Annotated in this window: 9 protein-coding genes; 4 read left to right on the top strand and 5 right to left on the bottom strand. The window is 47.0% G+C overall.

Annotated elements, in window-relative coordinates; all coding sequences use genetic code 11:
• The first annotated feature begins 44 nt into the window (after window positions 1–44).
• Window positions 45–1,418: a cell envelope integrity protein CreD gene (gene creD / locus ACYVGR_RS04905; protein WP_460954159.1), complete on the top strand. Its 1,374-nt coding sequence runs from the start codon at window positions 45–47 to the stop codon at window positions 1,416–1,418.
• A gap of 5 nt (window positions 1,419–1,423) precedes the next feature.
• On the opposite strand, the gene ACYVGR_RS04900 is transcribed toward creD, so the two are convergent.
• The 3 genes from ACYVGR_RS04900 to ACYVGR_RS04890 form a co-directional block, all read right to left on the bottom strand.
• A complete protein-coding gene (locus ACYVGR_RS04900; RefSeq protein WP_460954158.1) occupies window positions 1,424–1,831 on the bottom strand; it encodes a hypothetical protein in 408 nt (135 codons plus the stop codon).
• Window positions 1,832–2,080: 249 nt separating this feature from the next.
• Entirely contained in the window at window positions 2,081–3,664 is a 1,584-nt protein-coding gene (locus ACYVGR_RS04895) for a sensor histidine kinase (RefSeq protein ID WP_460954157.1), read from the bottom strand.
• A 172-nt stretch (window positions 3,665–3,836) separates the two neighbouring features.
• A complete protein-coding gene (locus tag ACYVGR_RS04890; protein ID WP_460954156.1) occupies window positions 3,837–5,708 on the bottom strand; it encodes a glycoside hydrolase family 13 protein in 1,872 nt (623 codons plus the stop codon).
• A 130-nt stretch (window positions 5,709–5,838) separates the two neighbouring features.
• Here ACYVGR_RS04890 and ACYVGR_RS04885 point away from each other — a divergent pair, with 130 nt between their 5' ends.
• Window positions 5,839–7,566, top strand: coding sequence for an alpha-amylase family glycosyl hydrolase (locus ACYVGR_RS04885; RefSeq protein ID WP_460954155.1), 1,728 nt, complete (start codon window positions 5,839–5,841; stop codon window positions 7,564–7,566).
• A gap of 63 nt (window positions 7,567–7,629) precedes the next feature.
• Entirely contained in the window at window positions 7,630–8,508 is an 879-nt protein-coding gene (locus tag ACYVGR_RS04880; protein ID WP_460954154.1) for an N-acetylmuramoyl-L-alanine amidase-like domain-containing protein, read from the top strand.
• Window positions 8,509–8,534: 26 nt separating this feature from the next.
• On the opposite strand, the gene ACYVGR_RS04875 is transcribed toward ACYVGR_RS04880, so the two are convergent.
• Both ACYVGR_RS04875 and ACYVGR_RS04870 read right to left on the bottom strand, forming a co-directional pair.
• The gene (locus ACYVGR_RS04875) at window positions 8,535–9,146 is read right to left on the bottom strand and encodes a carbohydrate-binding protein (RefSeq protein WP_460954153.1); all 612 of its coding nucleotides are present in this window, start codon (window positions 9,144–9,146) and stop codon (window positions 8,535–8,537) included.
• 38 nt (window positions 9,147–9,184) lie between these two features.
• On the bottom strand, window positions 9,185–11,128 hold the full coding sequence (locus ACYVGR_RS04870) for a hypothetical protein (protein WP_460954152.1): 1,944 nt from the start codon (window positions 11,126–11,128) through the stop codon (window positions 9,185–9,187).
• Window positions 11,129–11,627: 499 nt separating this feature from the next.
• Between ACYVGR_RS04870 and ACYVGR_RS04865 the strand changes: the two genes are divergently transcribed.
• A complete protein-coding gene (locus ACYVGR_RS04865) occupies window positions 11,628–13,868 on the top strand; it encodes a beta strand repeat-containing protein (RefSeq protein ID WP_460954151.1) in 2,241 nt (746 codons plus the stop codon).
• The last annotated feature ends 343 nt before the right edge of the window (window positions 13,869–14,211 follow it).

Below are 14,211 nucleotides of genomic sequence, written 5' to 3'. Positions count from 1 at the left end.
TTTAATTTACTTTGTTTAACAAAGTACTTTTAAATATATAATCAATGGATCAAGATTCCACTTCCGAAGAATCTATTTCACTAGTCGACCGCATTAATCGCTGGATTCGTACATCCACGATGTTGAAATTGGCCGTAATTGGTATCCTGACACTTGTGTTGCTGATTCCAACAGGTATGTTAAGTACATTGATTCATGAACGTGAATCAACGCGCGATCAGGCCGTAAAAGAAGTCAGCGAAAAATGGGGCGACGAGCAACTGATTGGCGGGCCAGTCCTGTCCGTTCCCTATGAAGTGACCACCAAAAACGAGCAAGGCGAATCCGAGAGCCATACCGAATTTGCTCATTTTCTGCCGGATGATCTCCAGTTCGATGGTAAAGTCCAGCCCGAACAACGAAGTCGAGGAATTTTTGTGGTCATGCTTTATAATACAAAGCTTACGATTCGGGCGCGGTTCAAAAAGCCGTCGGTTGCTTCGTTAGGCTTAGCACCCGAGACGATGCAATGGGATAAGGCATTTATATCATTGGGCGTCAGTGATATGAAAGGGATTCGGGATGCCATCACGGTTCATGTGAACAAAGAAGTGCTGGAGGCCGAACCGGGTATTCCCAGTAGCGATATTTTGGCGTCGGGCGTAAGTGTGCCGGTGGAGCTCAACGCCGACACATACCAGGTGGAATCGACAATTAACCTGAATGGGAGCACCCAACTGAGCTTTCTTCCATTGGGAAAAGAAACGCGGGTACGTCTGCAATCGCCCTGGACAACACCAAGTTTTATCGGTTCATTCCTGCCCGATGAGCGAACCGTGACGGCACAAGGTTTTCAGGCCAATTGGAAAGTCCTGCAATTCAATCGGAATTTCCCTCAGCAGGGTATTGGTAATTTCCTGAACAAATCAGTTCATGAGGGGAATGAATTGCCCGCGTTTGGCGTGAAACTCCTGTTGCCCGTCGATGAATATCAGAAAACAATGCGTTCTGCCAAGTACGGCATTATGTTCGTTTTGCTAACTTTCGTGGCTTTCTTCTTTATCGAAATTCTTGATCGTCGACGTATTCACCCGATCCAATACCTGCTGGTTGGGTTTGCCATCTGTCTGTTTTATTTGTTGCTATTGTCTTTTTCCGAGCATATCTCCTTCGACTGGGCGTATTTGATCGGGAGTGTCATCATTCTGTCACTCATTACAGCCTATGTCCGCTATGTATTCCGCAACGTTCGCCTGACGGTTCTGTTTAGTGTTGTTCTGGCCTTGCTCTATGGTTTTTTCTACTCGTTGCTTCAGCTGGAAGATTATTCATTGCTGCTCGGAAGCCTAGGACTGTTGCTGATACTCAGTAGCATTATGTATCTGACTCGCCATGTCGACTGGTATCGGGGATATGAAGCAGAGGAGAAGCTGGCTTGACCAGGTCATTCTTTTACGCCCATAAATTCCAAACCATCACTTTGACTGGCTTTGTGACTAACCATCAGAACCCATCGTTTCTGAGTGCCGTTGAGCGTGCGTAAGTCCTCAAATGCATATTGGCCAATCACCTGATCATCGACCAGTAAGTCGTATTTGGTTGCGCTGCTTTTTGTGGCGACTACACCCGCTAATTGATACGAACCTAGTCCAAAACGGTCATAGTCAAAGCGATAGGTTCCATTACTGGTCTGTTGAATGGTCAGTCGTTGCGTAGTCGGAAGCGAGCAGCGGAGTGGGTCGGCTTCCAGTCGAAAACTGCCGGGTAGCGTGCCATCGTCGGGTGAAACAGTCTCTTTTTGACAACCGACAAATACTAGGAGCAAGACGAAGAGTAGGGAGAGTTTGGCCATAAGACAGGGGTTTTAGTCATGATCCTGAAAATGCTAAAAGCGTTGTAATCAATAGGAAAGGTCGCAGTTGTTTCAGTTCGTGCTTGCTGTTTCTCATCTCGTAAAAAGTGACAACCCACGATTACCAGCTAGAGCAGTCAAAGGGTGCTGCCGATCAAGCTAGCTAAATCCCAGACCGGGAAATTGAGAATGACAGTCGCAAAGAGGTATACTGGTGGTATCGGTTATAAGTAACCGATGCCAACCAGCTCAGGCGGGTAGGTAAACCGTAAACGTTGTGCCTTTTCCGGCCTCGCTGTCTACCTGAATCGCACCTTCGTGTTGTTCAATAACTTTTTTGACAACGGCTAACCCAATCCCAGTTCCGCCAAACTGTTTGCGGCTGTGCAATCGCTGGAAAACCTGGAAAATCTGTTCGGCATATTTCTGCTCAAAACCAATCCCATTGTCGGCAATGCTAATGGCCCAATAGGCCTGATTCGCTTTTAACTCCTGCCTGATTGTATCGGGTAATTTGGCGCTTGTGATCCGCTTGGCCGATACCTGAATGAACGGTGGGATAGGAGCGCCTGCTGAGTCGGTTTGGTGAAATTTCAGTGCGTTGGATAGCAAGTTTTGAAATAGCTGCCGCAGTTGAGGCCGGTCGCCGATTAGGTTAGGTAAGGGGCCGTCGGTGCCGATTTGAATCTGGGCATTGGTATCCTGAATGGGGTGCCAGAGATCTTCCAGAATGTCCTCAATCAGTTTGGTGAGCGAAAAGGAGTGGAACGAATCGCGTTGCGACGATATTTTGGAGTAGTCCAGTAAATCCCGGATCAGGACCGACATCCGTTCGGCTGCCGACTGCATTCGAGCGAGCATTTCGCTGCCTTCTGTGCCCAGTACGGTTGTGTAGCGTTCGTTTAGCATGGCTCCAAACGCAATTATTTTGCGAAGCGGCTCCTGTAAATCATGACTGGCAATGTAAGCGAATGATTGTAGGCTGTCGTTTGACCGCTTTAATTCGACATTCGTCGCTTCGATCTGTTGTCGGTACCGTCGATTTTCCGAGATGTCGATATTCGAGATTACCACCCCATCGCCCGATTTGGCTGTCAGCCGAAGTAGCCATTGATCGCCAATGTTAAATTCCGTCAGGTCGGGTTCTCCCGTTTCAACGACATGTACATACTTCGGAAAATCATAGAGTTGCTGATCGGCGGTTGAGACCTCGAAAAAGCTTTTGGTCAGGATGGCTTCGGCCAGATCGCCCCACATACGAATAGAATGCCGATTGGCTAATACGGCTTGGAAATCAATAATTTTCCCAGTCTGATCCCGAATGGCTTCGTGTCGGGAAATGGCCGTTTGTGTATGATCAAGCACCGTTTTAAGCAGTTCGGCCTGGCGTTTCATTTCCAATTCTACCCGCTTACTGGCAGTAATATTCAGAAACGTTACCACTACCTGCTCGGGTTCGGACCGAACCGCCGATAAATCGAACCAAGATTCGGGCACATGCTCATCGGCGTAATATTGCGTGAGTTGCACCGCCTGACCCGTTTCGACCACGCGTTCAAACAAGGTAAGTATCCCTAACTCAATCGCAGCGGGGAATAGGGCCAGCATGCGTCTTCCAATTAGTTCGTTGGGAGGCATAGACAAACTCTGTTCCGTCATCGGGTTCGCTGTTTCGATCATAAAATCAACAATAGTTCGCTCCTGATCCCGAATGGCGACCATCGAAATAATGCTGTTCAGTGATGCATCGTACGCAGCCAGAGCTAACCGTATAGTCTCGGGCGATGGCAGTCGATCGTCACTTGACTGACCAAATGAGCTTGATGGAGTCATGAGATACGTTGAGAATTGGGTCCAGACCGGTCTGGAAGTAATAACTTAGTGCTTTGACAACATAGATTCTAGAGGATTCTATAGATTCTTTCGATTTAATCAAAGGTGATTATCAGAGCAATAGAATCCCAGGAATCTCTAGAAACTAAATTGGGCGAGTACTAGTCAACAATTAGTTCAATTCTAACACAAGAGCCGTTTTGGCTGGTAGTAATATATTGGACAAATCGGTGAGTATCTGATCACTTACTACGTTTTTACCCGACGAAAAGCCCTTCAGTCGCTCCCCAAAGCGAGCGGTATTCAGCGTAATTTCTTTTTCGTTGGTATTGGTGGCAACCATAACGGTTTTGCGCCCATCGTATCGGAAATAGACATAAGTGCCTTCCTGCGGTAGAAACTGCATGAGCTTACCCGTGTGCATTACAGGATTGTCTCGCCGGTAGGTAGCTAACTTCCGCACGAACTGGAAGGCTTCGTTTTCCCGGTTGGTACGCCCGGCCGTTTCAAACTTATTCTCTTTATCGCCGGGGAAACCACCGGGGAAATCACGTCGGACTTCGGCATCCGATGGGTCTTTAAAATTCTTCATTAAAATTTCGGTGCCGTAGTACATCGATGGAATACCGCGTGTGGTCAGCAACCAGGTAAGGCCAATTTTATACTTTTCGAAATCCTCCCCAATGACCGACAGGTAACGATCGGTATCGTGGTTGTCCAGAAAGGTTACCAGCTTAGTAGGGTCCTGGTAAACTGCATCCTGAGCAAGTGCCTGATAAAAGCGATTCACGCCATCATCCCAGCTGAATTTCTGTTTCAGGGCATCGTTCATTGACGCATAGAGTACAAAATCGAGTCCGCCCGGCTGATTTGACTTGAAGGGAAAATCGATTTTGTTGCGCGTATAGTATGCTTGATCTACCACATTATTGACCCACGATTCACCGAAAATGTGAATTTTTGGGTACTCGGTCATCAGCGCCTGATTGCAGCGATTCATAAAGGGCTGATCGTTATACATGTAGGTGTCAATACGCCAGGCATCGACGCCAAAGTTCTCGACGGACCAAATCGCGTGCTGGATCAGAAAGTTAGCAACGAACGGGTTGCTCTGATTTAGATCCGGCAGAAACGGTACGAACCAGCCATCGAGGGTCACTTTACGGTCACTTTCGGCACCGTGAGGGTCGGTGATAGGTTGGTATTTGTAGGAGGTGTTGGTATAGGTTGGCCACTGGTGCAGCCAATCTTTGCTGGGCATATCTTTAATAAACCAGTGGTTGATGCCACAATGGTTGTACACCGCATCCTGCACCACTTTCAGGCCAGCCGCATGAGCCTCTTTCACAAAGGATTTATAAGCTTCGTTGCCACCAAAGCGCCGATCGACTGCGTAGTGATCCGTAAAACCGTAGCCATGATAAGCCGATCGCATTGCGCCACCTTCATTCGTAAGGGGCTGATTATTTTCAATGACGGGCGTAAACCAGATGGCCGTGACGCCTAAGTCTTTCAGGTAATTGATCCGTTGAGCTGCCCCAGCCAAATCGCCCCCATGTCGGTAGAAAGGGTTACTTCGGTCGGCGTTGGGATCGGCCATATCGGCAAACTTATCGTTGCTCGGATCGCCGTTGGCAAAGCGGTCGGGCATAGCCAGGTAAATAAAATCGGCCGATGTCACGCCCTGGCCTTTCGGGCTGTTGTCGCGAGCCTTTAACTCAAAGGATTGGGTAAGCGTCTGATTGCCCCGTTTGCCGATCAGTTTCAGGGTGCCGGGTTTGGCAGTAGCGGCAATGACGAGGTCAAGAAACGCATAGTTGGGATTTTCGACGGTGTGTGTTTTGACCAGTTTTACGCCCGGATAAATAAGCGAATAGGCCAATGTTCCGGCATTAGGACCGTATACTAACAATTGCAAATTCGGATTTTTCATCCCTACCCACCAGTTGGTCGGATTAACCCGCTGGATCAGCGCATTCTGGGCATACGATGCGCTAAAATGGGAGAATAGGGCGATTAGGAGCGTAAAAATAGATCGTTTCATAGGTAGCAGTCGAAGAACTAAAAATAATGCAACAAGAACGTAAAAATAACCCAAGATTTTCGTTGAAAAAGGCCATAGTTTTGTGGTTACGAACCTGACGTGTTCCCACTACCTGACTTTTGCCCGTTATATGTATACTCCGTCTGTTGTTCCAGTAATGGACAAACTGATTATTTACCAGATTTTTACGCGCCTGTTTGGCAATCAGAATACAACGAACCAGACAAACGGAAGTCGTGATGAAAATGGTGTTGGAAAATTTAACGACATCAACGATGCGGCTCTAAAATCGATCCGGCAATTTGGGGCGTCGCATATCTGGTTTACGGGCATTATTGAGCATGCTACCCAAACCGATTACTCGGCCAGTGGTATCCGCCCCGACGATCCGGCGGTGGTGAAGGGGAAAGCTGGTTCGCCCTATGCGGTTAAAGATTATTACGATGTTGACCCCGATCTGGCCGTAAGCGTACCCGATCGCATGGACGAATTCGAGGCATTGGTGCAACGTACACATGCCAATGGGTTGAAAGTTATTATCGACTTTGTGCCGAACCATGTGGCCCGTCAGTACCAGTCCGATGTGAAACCAGCGGGCGTTGAGGACCTTGGGCAGCATGATGATACGACCGTTACCTTCTCGAGTCAGAACAATTTTTATTATCTACCTGGGCAAACCTTTGTTGGCCCGCAAGATCATTTATATCCACAGGATAGTGTCAATAAGTTGCATGAGTTTCCGGCTAAAGTGACGGGCAGCGGTTCGATTACGGCAACTCCTGATATCAACGACTGGTACGAAACGGTTAAACTGAACTACGGCTACAACATTTTTGACGGAACGACCCAGTTTGACCCTGTGCCGACTACCTGGCATAAGATGCTCGATATTCTGCTGTTCTGGGCGGATAAAGGCATTGATGGATTCCGATGCGATATGGCCCATTTGGTACCGGTTGAATTCTGGCAGTGGGCAATCAGTCGGGTTAAGCAGCGTTATCCCCGGATGATTTTCATTGCCGAGATTTACGACCCCGGCTTATATCGTTCGTTTATTTTCGGGGGTGGGTTCGATTATCTTTACGATAAAGTCGGGCTGTATGATGCCGTTCGACGGCTGATGGAAAATCATGGTTCCTGTTATGACCTTACTCGGGTATGGCAACAGGAGTCCGGCGATTTTGCGCAACACATGCTTCGGTTTCTGGAAACCCATGATGAACAGCGCATTGCGTCCCGGTTCTTCACGAACGATCCCTGGGCCGCAGTGCCCGGAATGACGCTGTTGGCCACCATGCATACGGGACCCATGTTGCTCTATTTTGGTCAGGAGATCGGCGTGCGGGCAGAGGGAACCGAAGGCTTCAGTGGCGATGATGGTCGGACCACCATCTTTGACTATTGGGGGTTGCCCGACTGGCAGGGGTATATCAACCACGGACAGTACGACGGAGGTGGTTTAACCGATGATCAACGCCGGCTGCGGTTATTTTATCAACAATTGAACTACCTGGTCAGCGGGTCTGATGCGATTCAAAATGGGTATTTCTATGACTTACAGTACGTCAATGACCAGGGCCAAAGTGCGGGTTACGATGCACATCAGGTCTATAGCTACCTTCGCTATACTGAGCGGCAAAAGTTGCTGATTATCTGTAATTTCTCGAATTTCTCGACCTATGAAACAACGGTTGTAATACCAAATTCGGCCTTTGGTGCTATGGGGCTGGACCCAACCGGTACCTATCAGTTCTGTGATATATTCCTCAACAATATGCAGATTGAAAGTGTTGGGTTGGCTGGGGTGCCTGTTTTATTGCCACCCAGGGCTGTATATGTACTCGAAATTAAATCGTAGATTCATGCTACTTTTCAAGCCGTACTTAGTCAATAGTGTACGGTTGAAAACAAATACCCACCTATGCTAAGACTGTTTACTACATTTTGCCTACTGCTGGTAGTCATAACGAGCCATGCTCAGGAGCTTGTTTTGTCGACAAACCTACAGTCGTTGACTCTTATAGGTGGTAAAACTGCCCCCGAAACGACCATTAATATTGGCAAGCAATTCATAGGCCGACCCTATGTTGCGCATACACTGGATGCAAACCCAACCGAACAGTTGGTGGTTAATGTCCGTGAGTTTGATTGTACAACCTATCTGGAGACTGTACTGGCGCTTTCATTAGCTTATCAGGACACACCAGATAAGCAAAATCAATTTGTTTTTGAGCAAACGTTTCGCAAGTACCTGACCAAACTTCGTTATCGGGATGGTCGTATTGATGGGTATGCCAGTCGTTTACATTATTTCTCAGACTGGCTTGGCGACAATGAGCGTAAGGGGCTCGTGACCGATGTAACCCGTGAGTTGCCCGGTAGCTTATCGGTGGCTAAGCCGGTTTCGTACATGACCACCTCAATTTACAAATACCCGCACCTGAATGATCCTGCTGTTTTCAAACAGGTAGCGCAAACGGAAGCGTCAATTAGTCAAAAGGCTTTCTCGTTTATTCCGAAGAAAAACATTCGGCAGGCTGAAGCGCAACTTCGTGAAGGCGACATCATTATGCTGACAGCCGCCCGTCCTGGTTTAGACATGAAGCATGTAGGTCTTGCCGTTCGGCAACCGGATGGACGAATGCACCTCCTGCATGCATCATCTGATCTGGGAGCGGTAGTCATTACGCCCTATCCAATCAGCGATTATGTGTTGGAGCACAAGCGGCTTTCAGGCATTCGGGTGGCTCGTTTACGGGCGGTCAGTACATCAATAGCGGCAACGGCAAGTGGTCAATGATCACTCGCCAGTTCGGCCGATAACGGCTAACCAGCAGGTCGCGTAACAAGAATATAATCCTGAAAAAAGGGTGCACCCGATTTACCCTGAACTCGAATCGTATTATTTCCTGGCGTTAGCGAAATGGTTGCCGTGTAGGTGCGCATTCCCCCGTCAGTTCCTTCTATCGGAAAGTCAATTGGAGCCGCTCCATTGATGATGAGACTGGCAATGCCTGATGCCTGTGCAGCTGATTGATAACGTACGATCAATGTGTAATTAGACGCTGTGGTTGGTATACCCGTTACTGTATAAACCAGATAATCACTGCTCGTTGTATAGGGGCCACGTACATTGTTATCGGCCGAAGGACCCGATGATGCTCCTGTTCCTGCTGCATCTTCAGCCTGTATCTTTTGCGAGAAAGCCGGGCTAGTCACAGCGCCAGGTTTTATTAGTGGTGGTATTGTTCCTGCCGGAATAATAGCGCCGTTATCAACTGTTAAAGTAAAACTTCCTGCACTGACAGCCGCTTCGAAAGCTGCTTGTCCTGCGCTATTTAGCGGATAGTCGGCGGTGTTTCGTAGAGTCGTCGCCAGGTAAATCACCTGCCCATCGCTAGTACGACGAATTCGGATAAGTTGTGTGCCTAATGCCATGGTTGTTAATGATTTATGTTTTTTATATAGGGAGCTTGTCAGAAGAAAAATTGAACCGTGTTGAACAGGGCCAACTTGCTCCCCTGCAAATTCACTTCTATCTGGACATTAGGAACCGGGTTTAGGATAATGGTTTCATAACTGTTTTTACCACGGCTAGGGTCGAATGCCCAAACGTCCACGGCATTATCTTTAATTCGAAACATGGCATCGGGCCGCCCGCGCCGGGCTGTCGGATGCGTAGCATAAGGGCCGTCGAACGCTGACGCATGTTCCAGAATAGTAGTCCCATCGGTTTGGGGTTCAACCCAAACACCGGATTCCTTAAACTGATATCGACAGTATTGCCAGGGAGCCCCTTCCGTTCGGCTACACTGCGAGTAATAGTAGGCTGCTTCGAAACCTGCATCATGCCATCGGCACGGTTCGGTAGGGTAGCCAGCCGAAGTTATAGGAGCGGGCGTACCGGCACTTGTCGGCAGCCATTGCCAGGTTGACGGATTCGCATTTGGGTCTCTGGCCTTCACTTCGTTAGGATTGGTGCCGTATTGATCATACTGGCTTCGATTATCAAAAATGATATAACCAATGGTACGGCAAAAGCCAATGCCGAAGATATTGCCTACCTGCCAGTCATAATCAACCTGAGGGTGAACAGCTGTTTTAATAGTACCCAGATTGCTTACCGAACGGGTGAAAAAGTAGCCGTTGTGTAGGGCGCCATTTTCGCTGCCAAGTCCCTCTACTTTGCCCCAATCCAGATAAATTAATTGAAATGGAGGAATGCCAGCAGGGGTGTCATTGATACCTTTAGCCATTACCTCTGCCGCAAAAGCTTTATTATAATAACGACTGGCATAGTCAGGCTGATCGGCATAGTGTTTTATGATGGCACCAACTCCCATTGCTTCGAGCCCTGCATTGGGGAAAAAATAATTGCACGTTTGGCGAGCGCCATCGACACTGGTTATTTTCTGTTTAAACAGGGTATCGTTAGGCATTTTATTACCACCACCAGGTACCTGATAATTCCAGGGATCGCCGTTGTAGTTGGCGTCACCGCCATAGGTTCCAAAATCGCGAAAGGGTAACCCGGCAGGATTAAAGTCAGGGTTCCTGTATTTTTGTAGCCTGGCGGCATACCATTGAAAATACTGGGGTGAATAACTGGGCATTCCATAGGAACCTTCCTGAAACTCATTGGCCTCGAACAAGGCACACGGTATGCTGTTGCTGGCTCTAACTATATCGTCATTACTCAGGCTTTGTCCACCATAGCCATCGCTTCCCGTATACGGGCCAGGAGCACCCGGTGTTTGAAGGTCTTGACTATGTGTCCAGCTAATTCGTTGCGTATTGGGGAGATTACTGTCCATTACCGCCTGTACTCCTCCTCGCCGAAGTGCAACAATGCTGTCGGAGGTAATATCTGTTCGTTTCCGAACAATGGTAAATATCCGGTTATCTGGCAGAGACAGGGTAGGTGCATCTTTCATACCACGAGCCACCCATATATCGGTTGGAGAAAGCCAGGCTGGTCGGGTTACGCGGTAAGGAAGCGTAGACTGATAAACAGGAGGAGGGTCTGCGCCCAAAACGATGTGAACGAACGCTTTTCGGGTCCAGTTATATGGGCTGGTTGGAAGGTAAGCAATTGCCATGATGATTGATATACTATCACCTGGATTAAAGTCATACGTAGTTGGCAGACTGGTTACTGCCGTCATGCCACCTATAAAGTAATAAACAGATTCTGCTCCTTGGGTAGTCAATTGTACCGTGTTGACAATCCGGGCTTTCCCTGCTGAGTTCCATTCTACCGCTGGAGTAAACAACTCGGGATTGGCCACAATCGTCTGTACAGTTACAGGCGGATTGAGGGTAAAATCACCATTTGAGGCTGTTGCATAGGTTTCATTTGGAGCTACCGGATTAGGGACAAAGTCAGCATTTAAAGCCGTAGCATACGTGTCGTTGAGCATAAGACATAAAGACTAGAATAAAATAGATACGTCTATAGCGGTGGATATATAAAGTCATGACTCCTTTTGGATAGACTATAATGTGATTTTTTCTAGTAGTATCGTCGGAATTCCTAAAAACGATACTTAGCAAGAATCTGACCAAAGTATTGGAGTATGCAATATTATTAGCGTACGGTAAGTGCATGGATAGTTAATGGCTGGTCCCCTAACGTCTTTCTGCTAAGATTTAAAACTTAAATTTTACTTGATCTTTCTTCTGTCATCTGTATCTATTCTGTCTGATTCATATACAGTTGGCCTATTTTTTAGACAAATCTAGATATTGGAAAATAGGATTATTTTTATTTGTGCCTATTTTTTATCCTTCGTATACGTTCAAAATATAGATTTGGCTAGGTGTTTGCTATTAGTTTAAGAGAGTAACATATACCACCGTTTTATTAACTCTTTTTTTATCTATAACTATATATACTCGGTAAGTTTTATCTTCTATTATATGCGAATAACCGTACTAACTGCGCTTCTTAGCTTCGTCGCAAACCTTGTATTGGCACAAACGAACTACGTTATTACCTCTGCGAATGCGAATTCACCGGGTACGTATAACACGATCGTTGGTCCTACTGCAGGGAACGGTACGTTAACGGGCTATTTTAATTCGTTTTACGGCTTTCAAAGCGGAGTATCTACTACAGGAGGCTATGAAAATACGTTTATTGGTAATGGGGCTGGTAGGTATAATACTACAGGGATCGATAATACATTTATGGGTCACCGGTCGGGAACGAATAGCATCACAGGAAATTATAATACGTTTCTAGGCTCAATGTCAGGTCAGGCGGCAACCACCGGAAATCGAAATACATTTATCGGATATGAATCGGGTTTATCGACGACCACGGCTAGTTTTAATGCTTTCATCGGCAATGGCGCTGGGCGGCTAAATACCATTGGCTACAATAATGTCTTTGTTGGGAACAACTCGGGTTACACGAATAATACGGGTTATTTCAACACCTTTATTGGGAGCGATGCCGGTTATACGAACTCAGCTGGTTCTAATAATGCATACATAGGCTACCGGGCTGGTTATACTAGTTCAACGGCCTCCGGAAATACGTTTGTGGGTAGTTTGGCAGGTCAGGTAACGACCACCGGGGCTAACAATACATTTTTAGGAAGCAGTGCAGGTACCTTAAACGTAACAGGTACACAGAATAGCTTTGTTGGCTTTTCGGCGGGCAATAACAACACGACGGGCTCTCAGAATACCTTTTTGGGTTATAATGCTGGTTTTAATACAACTATCGGATCTGGTAACACGTTCCTTGGCAACGCAGCCGGTTACTTAAATACGACGGGTGGAGGCAGCACTTTTTTAGGAAGCAACGCAGGCTACAACAACACAACGGGTGCTGGAAATACGCTAATTGGTACCAATGCCGGGCAGGCTAATACAACGGGTAGTTTTAATGCCTTTGTCGGTTCATATGCTGGTCAGGCTACGACCACGGGTTCTCAAAATGCATTCATAGGTAACAATGCTGGCTACAATAATACAATAGGTGCAACCAACACGTTTATTGGGAATTCGGCTGGTTATGAGAACACTACGGGCTCCAGTAATGCCTTCGTAGGTGGTAATACAGGTTCCTTTAACACTACGGGTTCTGGTAATACATTTTTAGGCATTTCAGCTGGACTTCGAAATACGACAGGATCGAATAATATATCCGTTGGCCTTCGGGCGGGCAGTAAAATTCAAACGGGCAACAAAAACGTAATCATCGGCGATAGTGCAGGTTTCAACACGAATAGCGATGGCAATGTGATGCTTGGTTCCAAAGCTGGATTTACGAACCTGACGGGGCAAAAAAGCACGTATTTGGGTTTCCAATCGGGTTATAATGCCGTTGCCGATTCAAATACATTCATTGGCTATCAGTCGGGTTTTGCAACGACTACGGGAAAAGGAAATACATTTCTGGGGGTAGGCTCAGGTCGGGGAAATACCACCGGAAGCCGTAACACCATTGTTGGGAACGGCGCGGGGCCTTCAAACCTGGATGGGAACGATAATGTCTATTTAGGCTATAATTCGGGGCAGTTCGATAAAGGGTCGCACAATATACTCTTAGGTACAGGAACCGATGTTTTGGCGCAGAACTTAACGCACGCTACGGCCATCGGGGCCGATGCAAAAGTGGGTGTAAGCAATGCTATCGTGCTGGGTAATAATGCCAATGTGGGCATTGGTACATCGACGCCGATGGCCCGCCTGGAGGTGGTAAGTGAAACACCCGATGCCAGTGGTTTTCGATTAACTCAACTGACAGCCAGTAGCCCAGCTTCCCAATCTACCGATCAATTTCTGACGGTAAATGAACAAGGGGATGTGGTGAAAGCCCGTTATCAGCTACGAATTAATAATGTTACAGAATGGAGCGATAAAGTCTTCGAGCCTACTTATGTATTGAAATCCTTGGATTCCGTAGCCACTTACATTGGTGAATATGGGCACTTGCCGGGTGTACCATCGGCAGAGCAGGTGGTTCGCGAAGGTGTTGATCTGGTAAAGATGAATGCTAAATTGCTGGAGAAAGTGGAAGAGCTGACCTTGTATATGATTGATATGAAAAAAGCGGATCAGCATAAGAGTGAGCAAATAAACCAGCAGAACCTGCGGATTCAGCGACTGGAAAATCAACTTAAAATGTCAGTTAACAATAAACGGTAGGGTGGGTAGATTAAAGATCTCTAAATGCCTGGATGTAACGCAACGATTTTAGAATTGTCTGCGTACATTACTTCAGGGGTGTGGTGAATGCTTTGGAGAATGCTTTTCAACTACCAACCTATGAAAGCAGCCCTACCATAATTGGTAGGGCTGCTGTTTTGTTTTTTAGTGATTTTTACCCCACCCCAACCCCTCCCCTGAAAACAGGAGAGGGGCTAAAAAGGGCCGCTTACTTAATTTACCTGCTTTCCTGAGCCTAATTATAACGTGAATAATGGATAAATCCTGAAATTGTTGACTGATTACCAGTTATTTATAATGTTGTTTTGTCATCCCGACGCCA

Source organism: Spirosoma litoris (genome assembly GCF_054776755.1).
Note: the sequence above shows the minus strand (reverse complement) of the source record. Positions and strands in the feature narration are given on the sequence as shown.

What these genes read in the sequence shown, in the direction of transcription:
- creD (WP_460954159.1), top strand. Translation starts at nt 45, where the DNA reads ATGGATCAAGATTCCACTTCCGAAGAATCTATTTCACTAGTCGACCGC.
- ACYVGR_RS04865 (WP_460954151.1), top strand. Translation starts at nt 11,628, where the DNA reads ATGCGAATAACCGTACTAACTGCGCTTCTTAGCTTCGTCGCAAACCTT.
- ACYVGR_RS04870 (WP_460954152.1), bottom strand. Translation starts at nt 11,128, where the DNA reads ATGCTCAACGACACGTATGCTACGGCTTTAAATGCTGACTTTGTCCCT.
- ACYVGR_RS04895 (WP_460954157.1), bottom strand. Translation starts at nt 3,664, where the DNA reads ATGACTCCATCAAGCTCATTTGGTCAGTCAAGTGACGATCGACTGCCA.
- ACYVGR_RS04885 (WP_460954155.1), top strand. Translation starts at nt 5,839, where the DNA reads ATGTATACTCCGTCTGTTGTTCCAGTAATGGACAAACTGATTATTTAC.
- ACYVGR_RS04875 (WP_460954153.1), bottom strand. Translation starts at nt 9,146, where the DNA reads ATGGCATTAGGCACACAACTTATCCGAATTCGTCGTACTAGCGATGGG.
- ACYVGR_RS04890 (WP_460954156.1), bottom strand. Translation starts at nt 5,708, where the DNA reads ATGAAACGATCTATTTTTACGCTCCTAATCGCCCTATTCTCCCATTTT.
- ACYVGR_RS04880 (WP_460954154.1), top strand. Translation starts at nt 7,630, where the DNA reads ATGCTAAGACTGTTTACTACATTTTGCCTACTGCTGGTAGTCATAACG.
- ACYVGR_RS04900 (WP_460954158.1), bottom strand. Translation starts at nt 1,831, where the DNA reads ATGGCCAAACTCTCCCTACTCTTCGTCTTGCTCCTAGTATTTGTCGGT.